The organism is Tenacibaculum sp. 190130A14a, from assembly GCF_964048965.1.
Lineage (GTDB): Bacteria > Bacteroidota > Bacteroidia > Flavobacteriales > Flavobacteriaceae > Polaribacter > Polaribacter polynesiense.
This window is the reverse complement of record NZ_OZ040189.1, coordinates 58,741-78,813: the sequence shown is the minus strand read 5'-3', so window position 1 is coordinate 78,813 and position 20,073 is coordinate 58,741. Positions and strand designations below refer to the sequence as shown.

17 protein-coding genes are annotated in these 20,073 nt (G+C 31.8%); 7 read left to right on the top strand and 10 right to left on the bottom strand.

The genetic code is table 11. The annotated features are described in order from the left end of the window. The first annotated feature begins 167 nt into the window (after positions 1 to 167). A complete protein-coding gene (locus ABNT22_RS00360; protein WP_348718281.1) occupies positions 168 to 710 on the top strand; it encodes a metal-dependent hydrolase in 543 nt (180 codons plus the stop codon). Between the two features lie 3 nt (positions 711 to 713). On the opposite strand, the gene ABNT22_RS00355 is transcribed toward ABNT22_RS00360, so the two are convergent. Together ABNT22_RS00355 and ABNT22_RS00350 are read right to left on the bottom strand one after the other, a co-directional pair. Continuing rightward, a complete protein-coding gene (locus ABNT22_RS00355; protein ID WP_348727197.1) occupies positions 714 to 1,040 on the bottom strand; it encodes a hypothetical protein in 327 nt (108 codons plus the stop codon). A gap of 333 nt (positions 1,041 to 1,373) precedes the next feature. Then, a complete protein-coding gene (locus ABNT22_RS00350; RefSeq protein ID WP_348718279.1) occupies positions 1,374 to 4,097 on the bottom strand; it encodes an AAA domain-containing protein in 2,724 nt (907 codons plus the stop codon). Between the two features lie 60 nt (positions 4,098 to 4,157). Here ABNT22_RS00350 and ABNT22_RS00345 point away from each other — a divergent pair, with 60 nt between their 5' ends. Continuing rightward, entirely contained in the window at positions 4,158 to 5,018 is an 861-nt protein-coding gene (locus tag ABNT22_RS00345; RefSeq protein WP_348718278.1) for a DMT family transporter, read from the top strand. A 70-nt stretch (positions 5,019 to 5,088) separates the two neighbouring features. Continuing rightward, a complete protein-coding gene (locus ABNT22_RS00340) occupies positions 5,089 to 5,805 on the top strand; it encodes a DUF6503 family protein (RefSeq protein WP_348718277.1) in 717 nt (238 codons plus the stop codon). Here the strand turns inward: ABNT22_RS00340 and ABNT22_RS00335 are convergent, their stop codons facing one another. Next, positions 5,806 to 6,864 (bottom strand): hypothetical protein, encoded by a 1,059-nt coding sequence (locus ABNT22_RS00335; protein ID WP_348718276.1) that lies wholly within the window; start codon positions 6,862 to 6,864, stop codon positions 5,806 to 5,808. It lies immediately after the preceding gene. A gap of 76 nt (positions 6,865 to 6,940) precedes the next feature. Here ABNT22_RS00335 and ABNT22_RS00330 point away from each other — a divergent pair, with 76 nt between their 5' ends. Then, the gene (locus tag ABNT22_RS00330) at positions 6,941 to 7,990 is read left to right on the top strand and encodes an energy transducer TonB (protein WP_348718275.1); all 1,050 of its coding nucleotides are present in this window, start codon (positions 6,941 to 6,943) and stop codon (positions 7,988 to 7,990) included. On the opposite strand, the gene dprA is transcribed toward ABNT22_RS00330, so the two are convergent. Then, entirely contained in the window at positions 7,987 to 9,084 is a 1,098-nt protein-coding gene (gene dprA / locus ABNT22_RS00325; protein ID WP_348727195.1) for a DNA-processing protein DprA, read from the bottom strand. The two genes, ABNT22_RS00330 and dprA, sit on opposite strands and share 4 nt — an antisense overlap. Positions 9,085 to 9,178: 94 nt before the next feature. Between dprA and ABNT22_RS00320 the strand changes: the two genes are divergently transcribed. Both ABNT22_RS00320 and ABNT22_RS00315 read left to right on the top strand, forming a co-directional pair. Further along, positions 9,179 to 10,093: an SPOR domain-containing protein gene (locus tag ABNT22_RS00320; RefSeq protein ID WP_348718272.1), complete on the top strand. Its 915-nt coding sequence runs from the start codon at positions 9,179 to 9,181 to the stop codon at positions 10,091 to 10,093. Between the two features lie 71 nt (positions 10,094 to 10,164). Then, the gene (locus ABNT22_RS00315) at positions 10,165 to 10,677 is read left to right on the top strand and encodes an acyl-CoA thioesterase (RefSeq protein ID WP_348718271.1); all 513 of its coding nucleotides are present in this window, start codon (positions 10,165 to 10,167) and stop codon (positions 10,675 to 10,677) included. A gap of 52 nt (positions 10,678 to 10,729) precedes the next feature. On the opposite strand, the gene ABNT22_RS00310 is transcribed toward ABNT22_RS00315, so the two are convergent. From ABNT22_RS00310 to ABNT22_RS00285, 6 genes are read right to left on the bottom strand one after another with little or no spacing between them, the layout of a single operon-like run. Next, positions 10,730 to 11,752: an AI-2E family transporter gene (locus tag ABNT22_RS00310; protein ID WP_348718270.1), complete on the bottom strand. Its 1,023-nt coding sequence runs from the start codon at positions 11,750 to 11,752 to the stop codon at positions 10,730 to 10,732. Positions 11,753 to 11,764: 12 nt separating this feature from the next. Continuing rightward, complete coding sequence (locus tag ABNT22_RS00305; RefSeq protein ID WP_348718269.1) at positions 11,765 to 12,946, bottom strand: murein hydrolase activator EnvC family protein; 1,182 nt, start codon at positions 12,944 to 12,946, stop codon at positions 11,765 to 11,767. A gap of 29 nt (positions 12,947 to 12,975) precedes the next feature. Beyond that, positions 12,976 to 13,746: a DUF4292 domain-containing protein gene (locus tag ABNT22_RS00300; RefSeq protein ID WP_348718268.1), complete on the bottom strand. Its 771-nt coding sequence runs from the start codon at positions 13,744 to 13,746 to the stop codon at positions 12,976 to 12,978. Between the two features lie 17 nt (positions 13,747 to 13,763). Continuing rightward, complete coding sequence (locus tag ABNT22_RS00295) at positions 13,764 to 14,681, bottom strand: hypothetical protein (RefSeq protein ID WP_348727193.1); 918 nt, start codon at positions 14,679 to 14,681, stop codon at positions 13,764 to 13,766. 55 nt (positions 14,682 to 14,736) lie between these two features. Beyond that, positions 14,737 to 15,753 carry a sugar phosphate nucleotidyltransferase gene (locus ABNT22_RS00290; protein ID WP_348718265.1) on the bottom strand — a complete coding sequence of 339 codons (1,017 nt, stop codon included), beginning with the start codon at positions 15,751 to 15,753 and terminating at the stop codon, positions 14,737 to 14,739. Between the two features lie 60 nt (positions 15,754 to 15,813). Further along, on the bottom strand, positions 15,814 to 17,472 hold the full coding sequence (locus tag ABNT22_RS00285; protein ID WP_348718263.1) for an ABC transporter ATP-binding protein: 1,659 nt from the start codon (positions 17,470 to 17,472) through the stop codon (positions 15,814 to 15,816). 157 nt (positions 17,473 to 17,629) lie between these two features. Between ABNT22_RS00285 and ABNT22_RS00280 the strand changes: the two genes are divergently transcribed. Continuing rightward, positions 17,630 to 19,867: a M43 family zinc metalloprotease gene (locus tag ABNT22_RS00280; protein WP_348718262.1), complete on the top strand. Its 2,238-nt coding sequence runs from the start codon at positions 17,630 to 17,632 to the stop codon at positions 19,865 to 19,867. The last annotated feature ends 206 nt before the right edge of the window (positions 19,868 to 20,073 follow it).

The following is a 20,073-nucleotide window of genomic DNA, read 5'->3' as shown; positions in this document are numbered from 1 at the left end:
TTAAAAGCGTTGTTCTCCATACATTTTTTCTTCATTATTATTCAGAAAAACCACTCGAACTGACATATTTGATTATCAGTTTTTAGTTTTGAATTGCTAATAAGAATATTAACTCCTTATACTAACCTTTTGTTTTATATTGCAATTACTTAAAACCCTAACATTACATGGCATCAATCTTCGGACATGCACTTACCGCAGTAGCAATCGGAACTAGTTTTTCAAAGACAATTCAAGACAAAAAGTTCTGGATTCTAGGGATTGTTTGTGCTATCATACCCGATGCAGATGTACTGGGGTTTCAATACGGAATCCCTTATGAAAGCTTCTGGGGACATCGTGGATTTTCGCATTCCATTGTTTTTAGTGTGCTTTTTGGAATACTCATAACCTTGTTGTTTTATAGTAGGGTTCTTTTTAGCAAAAAAGGTTTATTGTATATCCTGTTTTTTAGTTTATGTACTATTTCACATGCCTTATTAGATGCCCTAACCAATGGCGGAATGGGCGTTGCATTATTAGCTCCATTTGATAATACCCGATACTTCTTTCCATGGCGTCCGATTCAAGTATCTCCAATAGGAGCAAGTCGCTTTTTTAGTGAATGGGGATTACGTGTGATTTATAGTGAACTACTATGGATTGGAATTCCTGCGATAAGCTATATGGTTTTTGTAATTATAGGAAAGAAAATGATAGAACGTTCGTAATACCTACCATAGGCTTTCAAAATAGCTTACTCTTTTTTTGTTGTTAACAATCTTAAAAGTCTTTCTTTTGGAAAAGGTATCTAGTTCAAAATGCATGGTATCTACTTTTGTGCTTATAGGTAAATCATAACTTAAAGAAAAAGAATAATCTGGTAAAAAATCTTCATATCCGTATTCATAACTAATATTATGAGCACTTTTAGGTACTTTAGGAAACCATTTAACTTTAGTTATTTCATGATACTCTTTTTCGGTTAAGTTTTCGGCAATATTCCCATGAAACCAATTTCCTTGATAAGGTTTTACTTTTTGAATAATTTGAGCACGCAATTCTTTGTCTATAAATCTATTGTTGTAAATTTTTTTGCTATAGTCTATATAAAAAGAACTACTCAAAATAACAACGAAGCAACTTGATAAGAATATTTTCTTAATATTTGAGTTAACTTTAAAATGACGAAAAAGAAAAACTAACATTCTTAATAGCAAAAGAAAAAGAACCGATAACCCAATTAGTTTAAGGGTTTCAAAAGAATAAGTGTTTTTATTAAACTCAAATTCAAAGTCGTCTAACCATACTAAAAGTAAGAGCCATAATATCACGAAATTGACTAAAACTACAACCAGATATTTTAAAGATTTCCTAAACATTTTACACTTATTCTAGGCTAAAGATTTCATCATTGTTGTAAGAAGCTTAACCACATCTTCTTTGTTATACTTCCAAGATAAATACGAAATAGGAACAATTTGAATACCTACACGATGTAAGATACGATAGCGTTCTATGTCAAAAGCTGTTGTATAACTTCCAGGATACCCGATTAAATCAATTCCGAGGTATTTATGATCCTTTTCTAGTAATAAATCTATGCTCAACCCTGCAATGACATATCCAACATGAATAGTAGTGTTAAATGGCTTTAAAAAGGCTTGTATCTCTTTACTAAAACTATCATCTATAACATTTGAAACTGGTTGTGGAATCACTTTCTGTTCAAAAGAACTCAAATAATGTCGTAATTGAGATTTTTCAGGAAGTTCTTTAGGTTCTACTGAATAAAAAATATGCTGTTCATTACGCGCTCTGGTGATGGCTACATTAAACACATCTTCTTTGTTTAAGTAGTTTAAGCTAGCAAAATGAGATTGACTGCTTACAGCCATTGATAATAGCATTACATCACGCTCTTCTCCCTGAAAATGATAAGGAGTACCCAATTTTATCTGGTGTTTTTTAATGGTAGCTAGTTCAAAAGTTTCTTTGATTAACTTGGTTAAATAGTTGGTTTGCTGTCTGAAAGGAGACAATACACCAATACTAGTTGCCAAATTTTTATGAGTTTCTAATTCTGCTTTTACGATTTTCTGGATGTGTTGAACAATCCTTCGAGCTTCTTTTTTATTCACTCCAATATCATCTTGCACTCCATTTGTTTTATGTAAAAAAACTGCTTGTTTTTCTTTATTTGAAGGTGTTTGTGTCATAATACGAAGCGCCTCACCGTAAAAAGAATGATTGCTAAATCGAATAATATCTGGCAGCGATCGGTAATGCTCGTCTAATAACACAATTTGATTTCCTTTTGCCGTATGCTCTAAAGTGAAATCTAATAAACTCTTTTTTCGATAATCAAACCGTACCGCATCGTTGATTCCTTCTTGTTGTTGAAAACGATACATCTGCGTTTTAGACAAGAAACTAATATGTCGTAATTGATTGGTATCACCCGCCACTACTACTTTTTTAGCACGTTGAAAAACAGGTAAACAAGAAGCAATATCACATTGGGTAGCTTCATCAACTATCGCAATATCAAACAACTCCTTTTGTAAAGGAAGACTGGTGGCAATTTCATCTATTTTCACTAGCCAAACAGGTAGAAAATGGGTTAGTGGTTTTGCATTAAGGCTTTGCAGTTGTTTACTTACCAACGACTTTTCATCTGTTTGAATAATGTTAGAAAGTGTTATTAATTTTTGTAGTTCTTTGTTAGAATACCAAATAATGGTTGAGATGAGGTTTTTAAACAAATCATCTTTAGCACTTTTTTCGAATAAGGTTAAAGTGTCAAAATACTGTTGTATAATATTCCACTCATCTCGTTCAAAAGAGTGAATAAATAAAATATCTATTTTAGATAAGGTTTTTTGAACAAAACTCTCCGAAAGGTACTTTTCCATGCGGCTGATATCTCTTTCTGTTTTTTCTGTAAAATCCTTTTCTAACTGAACCAGTTTATCATATAATTGGTTTTTTTTAAGACGGGCTTTGTAAGCTTCTGTTTTATGGTTTTCCTTGTAATAATTACCATTGATAATTCTTCTAAGCTTTGCTAACAAAGTTCTCTTGTAGTAGTTCCCTCCTACTTTTACTGAGAAATCCCCAATTTTAGAACTCATTAACTTATCAGAAACTACTTGTAAAGCTTGTGCTGTTTTGGTAACAATCAGTACACTTTTTCCTTTGCTTACATAATCTTGTGCAATGGCGTTGATGGTATAGGTTTTTCCAGTTCCTGGTGGCCCAAAAATGACCGATTTATCGTAATTAGAAGCATTTTGTACAATGCGTTCTTGTGCCGAATTTAATAGCAACGGAATTTTGATAGGCTCGTTGAGTTTAAAAGAAAACTGTTGTAGTTCCGAAGAAAAGAAAGCCTGTAAACCTTGAGAATAATCTGGGTTATTCTTTAAAACTTCCAATTCATTTACTACAGAATTGATGTTATTAGCACGACTTGACACAAAAATACCCGCACTGGCAATGGTTGTAAACTGCTCAACATCTTTCGTGTTTTGAAGTTGTTTTTTTATATAGGTTTGATTCTTCAGCTTAGGATAAAGTAAAAAATCAGTATCAAAAGTCAAGTTTACAATGTGCTTTTCAACAACTCTTTGTAACTGACCAATAAATCCAAATGTGATATACGGTTGGTACTCCAGAAGCATTTCTATCTCCGTAAAAAAATCATCAAAAGATGTTTTAAATAACAAACTTCTACAAAAAGCAATATTCAATTGCCTTGATTCATGATTAATTCTTACAAAATAGTCTCCGTCTTTTTTTTCAATAGCTGCTTTGTAAATGAATAAAGGCGCCACTACAGAAGTAGTTTTCTTTCTAAAATTACTGCGTTTTCCTGTACAAAAAAGACTCCCATACCAAAGCTCTTTATCGTTTTTAAAAAGCTCTAAAGTTTGTAATTTATCCTTAGCCTGTTTGGTAGGAATAAATTGTAGCGGATACTTGTTATTCACTAATTCTTCTTCAGTTTTTATAATAAACTGATTCTCATATTTAGAAGAAAAGAAATTTAAGACTCCAGTTTCTTTATTATCGGCCTGATAGCACTTGTGAAAATAAGAGATGTAATTAGCAATCATAATTTTAAAAGAGATGCTAACATACACAAAATTTAATTATCATTGCACAAAACGAATTTTGTGAAGCAGAACCATTCTAATCACCTATTTCAATTAGTTTTAGCCACTTTTTTTATCAGTACTTCAGGAGTATTGGGTAGGTATATTGCTATGCCGTCTGAAGTAATCATTTGGTTTCGTTCTGCTTTTGCAGTAGTTTTTTTATATGCTTTTTGTAAGTATCGAAAAATAGACTTACGCATAAAATCGCTCAAGCACTACCTTCCTTTTATTATTGGAGGTATTTTTATGGCAGCCCATTGGGTAACTTATTTTTATGCATTAAAATTATCTAATGTGGCCATTGGAATGCTGTCGCTTTATACATTTCCGGTAATGTTGGCTTTTTTAGAGCCCTTGTTTTTAAAGGTGAAGTTTAATCCGATGCATATTGTACTAGGAATTTTAGTACTAATCGGATTGTATATTCTATCTCCAGAGTTTAGTTTAGAAAGTTCTAGCATTCAAGGGATTTTATTTGGATTGTTATCTGCCTTATGTTACTCCATTCGAATTCTAATTTTAAAGCAATATGTAACACAATATAACGGAGTAATGCTAATGTTATACCAAACCATTATTATTTCCATTTGTTTGTTTCCAGTGTTGTTTTTTATGGACATTTCAGGGTTCGAAAGTCAATTTCCGTATATACTAATGTTGGCTTTGTTAACAACAGCGATTGGGCATAGTTTAATGGTACATTCTTTACAATTCTTTTCAGCTTCTACAGCAAGTATTATTAGTAGTGTACAACCTATTTTCGGAATCATATTAGCCTTTTTCTTTTTAAACGAAGTACCTACGTTGAACACTGTTTTTGGAGGTAGCTTGATTTTAACTACGGTAGTTATTGAGAGTATTCGTAGCAAGAAGAAATAAGTTTTAACAGCATATTAATAACACACACACGTATAATTTTCACGAACTTTATAGAAACCAAACTAATATCATGAGAATTATTGCTGTACTATGTAGTCTTTTTTTGTTGAGTTGTGCTCCTAAAAAAGAACCTTTATCTGCTGAAGAAATCATTGAAAAAAGTATTCAGTTTCACGATGCTAAGAAACAATGGAACTCTGTTAACCTTGCTGTTCATATGCAAGAACCACGTGTTGGAAACCCTAAACGATTTTCGGTTATCAATCTTAACAATCAAGAGAGTTCTTTTCAATTACAACGAAACAGAGACACACATATTTCTACTCATATTGTTGATAAAAATGGGCAAGCTACTACCCTACTCGATAATGGAATAGTTACCGATTCTTTATTGATAAAAAAATACAGATTGGAACCTAAACGAAATGCAAGTTACCATCGATTTTATAAGGTAATGCTAGGTTTACCAATGTCTTTACCAGAAAACATTCAAGAGATAAAAGAGATTAGTAAAGTCGACTTTAATAATCACCAAAGTTATAAGGTTGAAATTGTTTTAAAAGAACCGTTGTTTTCTAAAAATTGGTATGTGTTTTTCTCTCAAAAAGACTTTAAAGTGTTGGGTGTTGAAATGTTTTTTCCAGATAACCCAAACAAAGGAGAACGCTTGGTTTTTGAAGGAGAATTTGAATCAAACGGAATAAAAATTCCTAGAATGAAACATTGGTACGAATTAAATAATGAATATTCTGGGAGTGATATTATTGTGAGTGAGTTAAAAGAGTAATTAGGAAACACGCATGTTCTCATAATTTCGCTTCACAAAAGAAAGTGCATTTTCTAGTATTCCCCCCATATTTTCGCTTCGTTTAAAAGGGACATCTTTTGTAAAATCGAAAATTTGCTGTTTTAATATATCAATATTTTTAGGTGTAGAAATTGCATCATTTTTCATACACGAAACGAGCTCATTTATTCTTTTACCTGAACTTAAAATTCGTTTGGCAACAATAGAACGCTCTTCTATTTTGTATTGATTGATAGAAGTTTCTTGAAGCTTCTCTCCTACCAAAGCTACCATTTGAAGGTTTTCTTTAAAAAACTGCGGATAATATACTTTAAACTTTCCTTCAAAACACTGCTGATCAAAATCAATTGCTCTGATTTTATACACTACATGATCAAAATCGTGCGTAGGAACAATTACATAGTTATACGAACGCATGTCTCCTAGTAAACGAATCATACAGCGCTCATTAAATTTTACAAACTCTTTGGCTATTTGAGCCTTTTCCATTTCTGTACAATTCGGCAACATTTCTTTGATAAAAACATCTCCAGGAATACCAGCAATATGCTCTTCAATTAAAGTGTTTTTATACACCAAATAGTTGAGGTTGTATGGAGAAAGCATATGCTCTAATTCTAAACCATAAATACGAGAAGCATCAGTTTTTTTTACGTAGAAATAGGTGTAATTATCGTTTAAAATATTTCGAACCTTTATTCTAAAAGGTTTAGAATTTCCAAAGGTACAGTAATCAACTGCATCAATATTTAAGTACGGAATGGTGTCTTCATTACCATTAGAATGTAAAATAGTATATACTTTTTTGAGACTTAAATCAATCTCTTCACGTTCAAATTCAGAATAGTATACACGAACCCATAAGGTATCTTCATCATTTTTATCATATACCACAATAGAGCCTTGGAAACGCAATAAATCTTCATAAAACACAGGGATTTTTATATTTCTACTATGTTCAGATAAATAAACATGCAACTGCTCAGTTACTGGAAAAGCAGGCTTTTTTTGTGACATTAATTTTTCTTCTGAAGACATGTGATGTGTTTTATTGCTACTAATGTAAATGAATTCTTTGGAATAGTATTTGTTGGTTTTAAGGAAACTATAAACTATGAAAAACTATTTACTACGCATTCCAAAACCTTGCCACGAAGATTGGTCAAAAATGACACCTAATGAAAAAGGAAAGTTTTGTAGCTCTTGTGCAAAAACGGTGGTCGATTTCACCAAAAAATCTCCTCAAGAAATTCAAGAATATTTGATTGAAAATAGAGGACAAAGAGTATGTGGACACTTTTATAGAAAGCAATTAGATAGTATTGTAATTCAGTTACCAGAAAATACGTTTTTACAACCTCTATCCTTTCAAAAACTTTTTCTATTAACCCTATTATTAGTGATGGGAACAACGTTGTTTAGTTGTAAAACAGATACTGGAAAAACACAAAAAATAGAAAAGGTTGAATTGATTGATATAATCGTAAAACAGGATAGCGTTATTGATTTGGATAGTATCAAAGGTCTTGAGCTGGATGGGTTTGTTGTACCAATCTCTAAAGAAGACTCGATTAAAAAAGAGTGTAAAATTCCACCACCACCCACACCTACCACAGGAATTGTAATTGAATCAACTGGAGAGGTTGAAGGTGAAATAGTAGAACCTTTTGATATTGATAAAGTAAAGGAATTACCAGAAGAGGAAGAGTTGGAAGAGCCTCTATCACTACAACCAAATGATAGTCTTTCAATAACCGAAATTATGGGAGCTATTATAGAGGGAGAAGTTAAATTGGTTGAAGGTCCACCATATTCTATTCATGTGATAGATAACTATGTGCGATTTAAAGAAGATAAAAACCTTTCTGAGGAAAAAGCGAAACAAGGTTTTGAAAAGAAAATAAAAGGACATGTAAAAGAAAAGTTTCAAATTGAACTTACAGAAAATCTTGGTTTAAAAACTCAGAAATATAAAATTTACACACAGCTAATTATAGATGCAAAAGGAGTTGTTTCTGATATCAAGGTAAGAGCACCTCACCCCAAATTAGAAAAGCATGTGATTGAAATTGTACAAAAATTACCGCAGTTTATCCCAGCTATAAAAGATGGGAAAAAGGTATCTGTGAAGTACACATTACCAATAACGTTTAAAATAAACTAAGTTTCAAACAGTTTACCTGGTAAAGGTTTAATTATGCCTTTCAGTTCCATTTGTAAAAGGATAGAAGAAAGTTGATAAATAGGTATTTCACATGATAAAGCTATGGTGTCTATGTGTTGTTTATTATTTGCTTGAAGGTAATCATATATTTTTTGTTCGACATCTGTTAGATTTACAAATAATTCCACTTGTTTAGGAGTGGAAACCTTGGGGATATCCCAATTAAGCATGGCAATAATATCTTGTGCAGAAGAGAGTAAATGAGCTTGATTATTTTTAATTAAATTATTACAACCTTGACTATAAATATCCGTTGTTTTTCCAGGAAGAGCAAAGACATCGCGATGGTAAGAATTGGCAATATCAGCAGTGACTAGAGAGCCTCCTTTATTAGCAGATTCAATAATAATGGTTGCTTTTGAAAGTCCAGCCACAATACGATTTCGTTTGAGAAAGTTTTCACGTTGCGGTTTTTCTTGATGCCAAAACTCTGTAATGAATCCGCTGTTTTTATGAATTTCATGAATATATTTTTTATGCGACTTAGGATAAATGTCTTCTAAACCATGTGCTAAAACGGCTAAGGTTTGCAGGTTGTTTTTAACAGCTGATTTATGAGCACAAATATCAACACCATAAGCAAAACCACTAACAATAATTGGGTTGTAAGGTTGCAATTCTTCAATAAGTTGATTGCAGAAATCACGACCATAAATGGTCATATTTCTAGTACCCACAACAGAAATTGTTTTGGTATTGTTGAAGTTGATATTTCCTTCTTGAAAAAATAAGATGGGGGCATCAATACAGTGTTTTAATTTTTCGGGATAATTTTCATCCAAAAAATAAGAATAGGTGATATTGTTTTGTAAAATATACGCTAGCTCTTTCTCTGCTCTTCTCAAGTTATTTTTATCAAGCAAATTTTGAATAGTAAAGCTTCCAATACCCGATATTTTGGACAATGTATTGGAGCTCTCTTTAAAGATTTGCTCAACACTTCCAATGGTATTGATAAGCTTTTTAGCAATAATATCACCTACTTTAGAAGTAGCTTGTAAGCGTAAAACAGCCAATAATTTTTCTGTTTCCATGATGCAATTTTTTGATTATCAATATACAAAAAACTGTTGATAAAAATCTTGATAACTTTACCAAACCAAGCTTTATTTTTCTATTTTTGTTACTATGACATTAGCCAACTATATCAACGATTTATTATACAGATACGATTGTGTAATTGTTCCTAATTTTGGAGGTTTTGTAACCAATAAGATAGGTGCAAAAGTGAATAACTTTACGCATACTATGCAACCTCCTAAAAAGCAAATCACTTTCAATACTTATTTAAAGCACAATGATGGTTTGTTAGCTAATTATGTTGCTTCTAGCGAGAAAATAACATTTCAGCAAGCAGTGTCAAAAATACAGGAAGAAGTAACAAAGTGGGAAGAAGCTTTAAAAGAAGGATCAGTTGAAGTTTCGGCTGTAGGAACTTTGTCATTAAATGATGAAAATCAAATTACTTTTGAACCTAATAAACAAAGTAACTTCTTAACGGAATCATTTGGTTTGGCTGAGGTTACTTCACCTGCAGTTGGAAGAATGCAAGAGGTTGTTGCTAATGAACCAACAGTTGTTACTACTGAAGAAGAAGATCGTAAAACTATTGTAATTCCTATGTTTGCAAAGAGAGCAGTTGCTGCTGCGGTAGTATTAGGAGTTGGATATTTAGGTTGGAATATGATTAATAACAACCTAGAACAAAAAGAAATTGCTGCGCAAAATAAAGCTGCTGATAAGAAGATTCAGTCAGCAACTTTTGTAATAGACAATCCGTTGCCAACTATCAACTTAAACGTTTCGAAAGAGGAAACGAAGAATTTCCATATTATTGCTGGTGCTTTTCAATTAGAAGAAAATGCAACAAACAAGGTAAATCAACTAAAAGAAGCTGGTTTTGATGCACATGTTGTTGGAAAAAATGGATTAGGTTTAATACAGGTTGCTTTTGCTAGTTTTAGTTCAAGAGAAGAGGCTAGAACAGAATTAGTGCAGATTAAAAACTTAATAAGCAAAGACGCTTGGTTGCTTGAAAAATAAGCCCTTTTTTTAAGAAGATTTCATGAGTGCCTTTTTTGAAGGTTTGCGTATCTTTGCCTCAAAATTTAACAATGAGTACAAAGACACCTAAAGAGTCATTAACCATACTTACAGATTTAGTTTTACCAGGTGAAACTAACTATTTAGATAATCTTTTTGGAGGTGAATTATTAGCTCGTATGGATAGAGCTTGTAGTATTGCTGCACGTCGTCATTCACGTAGAATTGTTGTTACAGCTTCAGTTAACCATGTTGCCTTTTCTAAATCGGTACCCGTAGGAAGTGTGGTATCTGTAGAAGCGAAGGTTTCACGTGCATTTAAATCGTCTATGGAAGTATATGTAGATGTTTGGATAGAAGATCGTCAATCTGGAGAAAGAACACAGGTAAATGAAGGTATTTATACCTTTGTAGCTGTAGATGAAACAGGAAAGCCTGTACCAATTCCACAAATAGAACCAGAAACGGAATTAGAAAAGAAACGTTACGATGGTGCTTTGCGTAGAAAACAACTAAGTTTAGTTTTAGCAGGTAAAATGGAACCTAAGGATGCTACAGAATTAAAAGCATTATTTACAGAGTAAAAAAATGTGTATTTATATAACGAAAAAGGAAGCTGAAAAGCTTCCTTTTTTTTTATTGTTCTAACTCACCATTTTCAGAAAGAAAAACGGCAATGGTCTTTGTTTTTTCAAATTGAGAAAATATGATAATCATAATAACCGTAATAGGCACGGAAAGAATCATACCTGTAATACCCCAAATTTTACCCCAAATTGCTAAAGATAATATGGTAACTAGAGGGCTTAAATTCAAGGATTTTCCAAACACTTTAGGCTCTATAATATTACCCACAACTACTTGAACTGCTCCTACCGCAATTAGTACAATTAAAAAGGGTGTAAACTCACCAAACTGTATCAAACTAAAAATGGCTGGAAATACAGTAGCTATTAAAGAACCAATAGTTGGAATATAATTTAATAAGAAAATTAAAAAAGCCCAGAAAGGAGCACTGTCCACCCCTACCAATACCAATACAATGTAACTTAAAATACCTGTAAGTAAGCTTACATAAGTTTTTAAACGTAAGTAACTAGAAATAGAGCTTTCAATTTTGACTAAAATTGGTTGAATTTGTGAGTTTTCTTTAAAAATAACGTTGCGGAGTTTTCTTTTAAAACTAGCTTCCTCTAAAAAGATAAATAAAGCGTATATAACAATCATAAAAGTATCGCCTAGTATTCCACTTATTCCATTAGCGATATTGCCTAAAACTGTACCGTAATTAAAATTACCAACTACTGATTTTACCGACTTGATAATATCGATATGAAAATAGGCATTTAACTTCTTAATAATAGCATCTACATTAGGTTCGTATTTAGAATACGAAGTAGATAAATCAGCGATACTGTTACTTATAATTTCAGAAATAAAACCGAAACCTAAAATAATAAGCGTAAATACTAAAATATTGCTTAACCAATGAGGAATAAACCTTTTTGCGAACGGTAATTTGTAGATACTTTTACGTATTTCCCGTGTTAAAAACCAAAAAATTAAAGCAAAAACAAAAGGAATCAATATTCCTTTTCCAATCACTAAAGTAGTTATTACTGCTATGGCAACAATAATAAAGTTAGCTGCATTCTTCATGTGTGGAAGGTACTAATTTTTTCGAATCCAATGTTGCGGATTTAAACGTGTTAAATTTTTATATAAAATAAATCCAAGTCGAGTTTTACCTGAAACTTTATCGGTAAACACTTTTCCTACAGTATCTCCAGTTTTTACGACATCTCCTTTTTTAACAGAAACAGATTCTAAATTATTATAAGCAGAAATGTAGTTACCATGTTGTATTAAAACAGATTTTTTTCCATCATTATTAGCTTGAATGGTTAGTACTTTACCATTAAAAATACTTTGAGCATTTGCTTTTGATTTGGTTACGATATGTAAACCAGGGCTGTTTATTTTTATTCCTGGAAATGTAGGGTGCGGTTGTACACCAAATTTACGAGTTATAATACCATTTACAGGCCAAGGCAAGTTTCCTTTGTTTTGTTCAAAGTTGGCCAATAATTTCTTTTCAGCTGCATTTAATACAAATCCGGATGATTTCTTAGCTCCTTTTTTATTTTTGTTTGCACGAGCAATAGCTGCCCTAATAAGTTTATCAATTCGGGCGGTGATACGTTTTTCTTCTTTCAGTTTATTTTGTAAGCTTCTTTTGTACTTACGTTCCTGTTTTTTGATCTTGGTAACTAAACTTTCTTGACTTTTCTTGTCTTTTTCTATGGCATCTTTTTGATCTTTTTCGTCAGCTAAAAGGCTTTCCTTAGCTTTTTTTCTTTTAGCTAAAGAGTCGTTTAATTTTTCAATAAGTGCAATCTTCAACATGATTTCCTCACCTTGCTTTTTTCTGAAATCACTGTATTGTTGCATATACTTTAAGCGCTTATATGCTTGATAAAAATTCTTAGAAGAGAGTAAAAACATGGTTTTACTTTGTTGAGACTTACTTTTATAAGTTTTCACAACCATGTCTGAATAATCTTTTTTTAACGTGCTTAACTCCTTGTTATTCTTTTTAATTTCTCGCTCATTACCCTTAATCTCTGTAGCTAACTCTTGAGCTTCTAAATCAATAGTTTCAATCAAGCGTTCACGAGCACTAATTTTTTGATTTAAGTCTTTTAAATCATCTAAAGCATTGTCTTTTTTCTTTTTGGTGTTGAAAAGAAGAGAGTTCATTTGTTTAATCTCTTTTTTAATCTTTTTACGCCTATTTTCAAGCTCTTTTCGAGATTGACCATATGATGACACTCCAATTAAAAAAAAGGACAAAAATGATATGTAAAAAAACTTTTTAGTCATTATAGTTTAATTTCTTTATATCCAGAAGGTATTCTAAAATCGAAATTTAGATTTTTGTTAAATTCTACAGATCTGTAAGTAATATCAATCTTTGTGAATTTTAGTTTGTTTTTCCCATGAATAACCACCTTTTTAGGAAAAACTACTTTATTCTTAACGCTATAACTAGGGTATTTAATATCTAAACGTTGTTCTTTTATTGAATTTACTACTGATTGCTGGTTAAGTTTAAAATGAGTTGGGTTGATGTCGAAAAAGACATCAAATAAAGTTGATTGCTTTTTAGGTGATAACCTGTAAGAAGCATTGATTATTTCAACTTCTTGTTTTTGAGAAGTTAGATCTAAACTTGCTTGACCAAGCAACATATTTTGTAATTGTTCAAAAGTAACATCAACACCTAAAAGTTCTTTTAGCATAGAAAAATCACCGTCGAAGTAATTTTTCTTATAAGGAGAATAAAAACGTACTTTCTGAGGGGTAATTTTAGCTTTAAAAACAGTAATAAACTTAGTTCCTTTTAACCAAATAACTTCATCTTTTTTCAGCTTCATATGTACTGAAAAACCTACGTTTTCTTTATTGTCTTTATAATTAACCTTAAGTCTAGCATCAACTGTTTTCTTATCAAAAGACACATTTTTATGCTTTTTTGCTACTCTCCTAGCCGATAAATTTTCTAAAACGACATTATCAGAAGTAATCGTTTTGGTAGATTTACAAGAAGCAAATAATAAGATACTTACTAAAAGAAATTTAAATATTCTCATCAATTTATAAGGTACTTTTATAAAGCTTTAAGCTTTTTTTGAAATTTATTTATATTCTTTTGGTCTCCTAGTTTTTTATAAGCTTTAATCAACTCTTTATAAAAATCAGATTCCATTGTTGGATTATCTATAACAAAATCAATACCATTCTGTAGACTACTAATGGCTTTTTTGTGTTGGTTGTTGATTATTAAGGCTCTTCCGTTCATTAGGTATACCAATGGTTGTGCAGGGAAAAGAGCAAGTCCTTGTTCACTGAAAGATAACAAATCAGTATCGTTATTTTTATAAAGCTGAAGTAACAAACTTTGCAGTATAGCGAAACTTTTCTCTTTGGCAAATTGAGTTTTCAAATTTACATTTGAAGTATTACCAGCAATTGAGGTATTACTTTTTGATGTAGAAGTTTCTCTTTCGGAGTTATCATTAAGCTTTTCTTGAATTCTTCGTAATCTGGCGTTTAATAATTTGGCTTCATCTAATTCGTTTAAGACTTGTTTAGCCTTTGGTAAATCTCTGTTTTGTAAGTGTAAATAGACTAATGCTCTTTTTTTCTTTGGAAAAAGTGATGCAATTTTTTCTTGAATTTCAATAGCTTCAGGAAAAGAATTCATTCTTTTATGAATGGCTACGATATGTTCAAGTATCCATAAATTATCAATTTCTTGCTGTAGCGCTAAATTAGCATACTCTAGAGCTTCAAAAGTTCTGTTTAAACTAAAATAGTTTTTTGAAAGCTCAAACAAAACAGCTTTGTTGTTTGGAATTAAAACGTTGCACTCATCCAAAGCTTCAATAGCTTTTTGAGGTTCTTTTTTAGCTTTTTCAGAAAGTGCTTTAAAGAAGAACTGTTGAAATTTTATATTCTTTTCTTCCCCAACAGAAGATTTTATTTGAATGCTATCTTGAGCATAGATAACTATTGAACAAAACACAAAGAACAAAGACAAAATTGTCTTTATTCTTTTCGATTGTTTTTTTAAACTTTCTTTATGTAAGTTCTGTATAATCACCTATACTTACTGATGTATAATTACCATTATATTTTGCATGATTACCAATCATAGCATTGTCTAAATTAGCATTAGAAACCTGTACGTTTGTTTGAATTAAAGAATTAACAATAGTAGAGTTTTCTACAATACTATTTTCTCCAATAGATACATAAGGTCCTATTTTAGTGTTTTTTAGAACAACATTCTTGCCAATATAACAAGGTTGAATAATTTCAGCGTTTTCTAAAACAACATCTTCTGAGACTAAGTTGTTACCTTCCGTTTGTTCAAAACCTAGTACTTGTTTATTTGTGTCAACTGTAGGATCTTTTTTACCACAATCCATCCAAGCATCTACTTTACCAGGAATAAATTGAGCTCCTTGTTGTTTTAATGACTCTAAAACATTGGTTAATTGATATTCTCCGTTTTCTTTTAAATCGTTGTCAATTAAATATTGAATTTCATCTTTAACTTTATCACCATCTTTAAAATAATAAATACCAATAATTGCTAAATCTGAAACAAAATCTTTTGGTTTTTCAACGAAATCAGTAATAATTCCATTATCTAATTTAACAACACCAAAAGCACTCGGATCCTCAACTTGTTTTACCCAAATAGCGCCATCTGCATTGGTGTCTAAAGTAAAATCAGCTTTGAATAATGTATCGGCATAAGCTACAACGCATGGTCCAGAAAGAGAATCTTTAGCACAGTAAATAGCATGAGCTGTTCCTAAAGCTTGTTCTTGCACATATACAGATCCTTTCGCTCCTAAGCTTTCAGCTATCTTGATTAATTTATCCTTAGTATTTGTAGGAAACCCCTTGGCAATAGGCCCAATAATGAATGCAATCTCTTCAATAGGTTGCTTTACTACAGAAGCTATATCTTCTACTAAACGCTGCACGATTGATTTACCTGCAATAACCGTTAATGGCTTCGGAGTTGTTAATGTATGTGGTCTTAAACGCGACCCAATTCCTGCCATTGGTACAATAATCTTCATAATCTTTTCTTCAGTTTTTTTAACAGTGCAATATACTACTTATTGTAGTATAGAAAAAAGTTAAATTCCTTTCGGAATAGCATTGATTAAAGTTTGTGTGTAGCTGGTTTTAGGATTGTTATATACTTCATCTGCGTCTGCCATTTCTTCTATTTTTCCTTGGTTCATTACAATAAGTTGATCTGCCATGTATTTTACAACGGATAAATCATGAGATATAAAAATATAAGTAAAGTTGTATTCTGATTTTAAACTGTTTAATAAGTTTAAAACTTGTGCTTGTATAGAAACATCAAGAGCAGAAACAGATTCATCACAAATAATTAGTTTTGGTTGTAATGCAATAGTACGTGCAATACCAATTCTTTGACGTTGTCCTCCAGAAAACTCGTGTGGATAACGATAAAAATGTTCTTTAGAAAGCCCTACCTTTTCTAGTAAATTCATCACATACTCAATTCTTTCAGAATTTGAATTAAAGATATTGTGAACTTTCATCGGCTCTAAAATAGCGTTACCAACAGTAATTCTTGGGTTTAAAGAAGAAAAAGGATCTTGAAATATAATTTGAATCTCTTTTCTTAATAGCTTTAGTTCTTTTTTAGACACTTTAGTAATGTCTTTGTTTTTATAAAAAATGCTACCAGAAGTTGCTTTTTCAAGCTGTAATATAGTTCTACTTAAAGTTGTTTTTCCACATCCGCTCTCTCCTACTAGACCTAAAGTTTCTCCTTCATAAATTTTAAAAGAAACCGTATCTACCGCTTTAACTACTTTTTGCTTTTGAAACCAAAATCCACCAGCAACAAATTCCTTTTTAAGATCAACCACTTCTAATAAAGGAGGTTGATTGTAGAGTTTTTCATGAAAAGCTTTTCGTTCTTCTGATGTATACACAGTATGATCAACGGTGTTTTCAATAAAATTTGTAACTGTTGGTAAGTTTTTTAAACGTTCTGAAATGTTAGGTTTCGATTTAATAAGTGCTTGTGTGTATTCTTTTTGAGGAGTTAAAAAGATCTCTTTACTTGTTCCTTGTTCAATAATATTTCCCTGATACATAACCACTACTCTATCGGCTATTTCAGATACCAAAGACAAATCATGAGAAATGAAAATAATACTCATTTTTGTCTCTTGTTGTAGTTCTTTTAACAAGTAAATAATTTCCTTTTGTACAGTTACATCTAAAGCAGTAGTTGGCTCATCAGCAATTAATAGTTGAGGTTTACAAGCAATTGCCATGGCAATCATAACACGCTGCTTTTGTCCACCGCTAATTTCATGCGGATATGCGTTGAAAATTTGTTCTGGTCTAGGTAATTTTACTTTGGTAAAAAGTGAAAGGACTTCTTTTTTTATTTCTTTTTGAGATAAGTCTGTATGAATTTTTAAAATCTCAGCAACTTGATACCCACAACTTAATGTTGGATTAAGAGAGCTCATAGGCTCTTGGAAAATCATTGCTATTTTGTTGCCTCTAATTTTTTGAAACTCTTTTTCGGTATAATTAAGAATTGGAATTTGATTAAACAGAATATCTCCCTTTATATGTGCACTTTTAGGAAGTAACCCTAAAATAGCAAGTGTGCTTATTGATTTTCCACTTCCACTTTCGCCTACAATTCCTAAAATCTCGTTTTTCTGAACAGAGAAATTAAGGTCGTAGGTAACCTGTTTATCAAAAAAAGAGATGTTTAAATTTTTAATAATTAGCATATAATGTAAAAGTAATTAAAAATATTTTTCACTTAATTTTTTGATTTCTAGAGATTAAGAATTATTTTCGTTACCGATTTGATAATATTTTAATATAATTTATGATTAAATGTTAGAATATTAACATAAGTATTAACTATAACCAAAACTTTTAACAATGAGAAAAATTACTTTATTTTTCCTTTCACTCATTTTTGTTAGTAGTACATTACTCTCTCAAGAAAAAAGGAATTGTCATTCGATGAACAATTTAGAGTACCGACAATCTTTAGATCCAACTTTGAAAGAAAGGATGGATGAAATTGAATCTTTTACTAGAAAAAAGGTAAAACAATTAGAAAACCTTCAAGGTAAAATCAATGGGCAAATTATTACTATTCCAGTAGTTATCCATGTAATTTACAGTAATTCACAAGAAAATATTAGTATGGCACAAATTCAATCTCAGATTGATGTGTTAAACGAAGACTTCCGAAGAACAAATTCAGATGCTACCAATAAGTGGTCACAGGCAGCAGATACTCAAATAGAGTTCCAGTTAGCAACGGTTGATCCAAACGGAAATGCAACTACAGGTGTTACCAGAAAATCATCTACTAGAACTTCTTGGGGAACCAATGATGCAATGAAAAAATCTTCTCAAGGAGGAGTAGACCCATGGAATGCTGGAGAGTATTTAAACATGTGGGTATGTAATATTGGAGGTGGAATTTTAGGATATGCGCAATTTCCTGGAGGAAGTGCTTCGACAGATGGGGTAGTAATGAGTCCTCAATATTTTGGTAGTTCAGATAAAGGATCAGGATTCTATTTATCGGCACCATTTGATAAAGGACGTACTACAACGCATGAGGTTGGTCACTTTTTAAACTTACGTCACATTTGGGGTGATGGAGGATGTAGTGTTGATGATTTTGTTTCTGATACCCCAACATCAGACGCAGCTAATTATGGTTGTGCAACAGGACATAATTCATGTGGTAGCGAAGATATGGTAGAGAACTATATGGATTATTCAGATGATTCTTGTATGAATTTGTTTACAACTGGACAAAAGAATAGAATGCGTGCAGTATTGGAATCAGGAGGTTCTCGTAGAAGTTTAGCTTTGTCAGATAAATTTGGAGGAGGATCTACACCAACGTGTTCAGATGGAATTCAGAATGGAGATGAAACAGGGATTGATTGTGGAGGTTCATCTTGTGCTCCATGTCAAACTTCATGTACAGATAATGAAGTAACTTTTAGTTTAACATTTGATAATTACGCTTCAGAAACTTCTTGGACTATTACCAATGCTTCTGGTTCAACAGTTGCTTCTGGAAGTGGTTATGGAAGTGGAAATAATGGAACAACTATTACAGAAAATTTATGTTTACCTGATGGTTGTTACACATTTACAATTAACGATTCATACGGAGATGGAATTTGCTGTTCTTACGGAAATGGTTCATATTCAATAACAGACGCCAGCGGTAGTTTAGCTTCAGGTGGTTCTTTTGGAAGCTCAGAGTCTAAACAGTTTTGTGTAGGAGGTTCTGCTCCACCTACATGTTCTGATGGAATTCAAAATGGAGACGAAACGGGAGTTGACTGTGGAGGTTCTTCATGTGCTCCATGTGACAACGGTGGTGGAAATACCGTATTACATGAAGGAAACTTCGAGTCAGGATGGGATGGATGGTCTGATGGAGGTAGCGATTGTTACCGTTACTCAGGCTCAAGATCAAGTGAAGGAAGCTACTCAATAAGAATTAGAGATAATTCTGGTACAGCATCAGCGATGACATCAGAAACGTTTAACTTATCATCATTTAATCAAGTAGAAGTATCATTCGAGTTCTATGCTTATAGTATGGAAAACAATGAAGATTTCTGGTTGCGTTATTATAACGGATCAAGTTGGTCAACATTAAAAGCATGGAGTAGAGGTACTGACTTTAACAATAATACATTCTATTCGGCTACGGTAACGATAAATGCTTCAGATGTTAATTTTGCGAATAATGCACAATTCAGATTCCAATGTGATGCGAGTGGAAATGCGGATCATGTATATATAGATAAGGTAAAAATTACAGGAATCGGATCAGGAGCAAGAAATACAGGAGGAGATACGCTAGTTGCAATAAGAAGTTTAGACACCACGAGAGAAGGAGGTACTTTAGACGAAGAATTTGCTATTTATCCTAATCCAGTTAAAGGAAATACATTATTTGTAAAGACTTTAGAAAGATCGAATGCAGACTATAGAATTATCAATATGCTTGGTCAAGTTGTTAAAAAAGGAAGGTTATCAAAACAAATAGATGTAGGAAATTTACAATCTGGTGTTTATTTGTTTGAAATAAATGAAATAGATGAAAAAATTACACGAAAATTTGTTAAAAAATAAAAATTTTAACTTTTTTTAAGATTATTTATAAGCCCAGTGACTCACTGGGCTTATTTGATTTTTTACCCCCTTATATTCGTGGTTTTGAGGAAGTGGTGATTTTGGTTATTACATCTTTTTTATATATTTGACGCGTTTTCAACAAAAAAAATGGGTTTTTATCGAATAAAAATCAATAAAAACTCTCTTTTGTTTAAGTATTAACT

Bases quoted from the DNA above. Each gene is read 5' to 3' on its own strand.
- ABNT22_RS00360 (WP_348718281.1), top strand. From the start codon at position 168: ATGGCATCAATCTTCGGACATGCACTTACCGCAGTAGCAATCGGAACT.
- ABNT22_RS00350 (WP_348718279.1), bottom strand. From the start codon at position 4,097: ATGATTGCTAATTACATCTCTTATTTTCACAAGTGCTATCAGGCCGAT.
- ABNT22_RS00340 (WP_348718277.1), top strand. From the start codon at position 5,089: ATGAGAATTATTGCTGTACTATGTAGTCTTTTTTTGTTGAGTTGTGCT.
- ABNT22_RS00335 (WP_348718276.1), bottom strand. From the start codon at position 6,864: ATGTCTTCAGAAGAAAAATTAATGTCACAAAAAAAGCCTGCTTTTCCA.
- ABNT22_RS00330 (WP_348718275.1), top strand. From the start codon at position 6,941: ATGAAAAACTATTTACTACGCATTCCAAAACCTTGCCACGAAGATTGG.
- dprA (WP_348727195.1), bottom strand. From the start codon at position 9,084: ATGGAAACAGAAAAATTATTGGCTGTTTTACGCTTACAAGCTACTTCT.
- ABNT22_RS00320 (WP_348718272.1), top strand. From the start codon at position 9,179: ATGACATTAGCCAACTATATCAACGATTTATTATACAGATACGATTGT.
- ABNT22_RS00315 (WP_348718271.1), top strand. From the start codon at position 10,165: ATGAGTACAAAGACACCTAAAGAGTCATTAACCATACTTACAGATTTA.
- ABNT22_RS00310 (WP_348718270.1), bottom strand. From the start codon at position 11,752: ATGAAGAATGCAGCTAACTTTATTATTGTTGCCATAGCAGTAATAACT.
- ABNT22_RS00300 (WP_348718268.1), bottom strand. From the start codon at position 13,746: ATGAGAATATTTAAATTTCTTTTAGTAAGTATCTTATTATTTGCTTCT.
- ABNT22_RS00290 (WP_348718265.1), bottom strand. From the start codon at position 15,753: ATGAAGATTATTGTACCAATGGCAGGAATTGGGTCGCGTTTAAGACCA.
- ABNT22_RS00285 (WP_348718263.1), bottom strand. From the start codon at position 17,472: ATGCTAATTATTAAAAATTTAAACATCTCTTTTTTTGATAAACAGGTT.
- ABNT22_RS00280 (WP_348718262.1), top strand. From the start codon at position 17,630: ATGAGAAAAATTACTTTATTTTTCCTTTCACTCATTTTTGTTAGTAGT.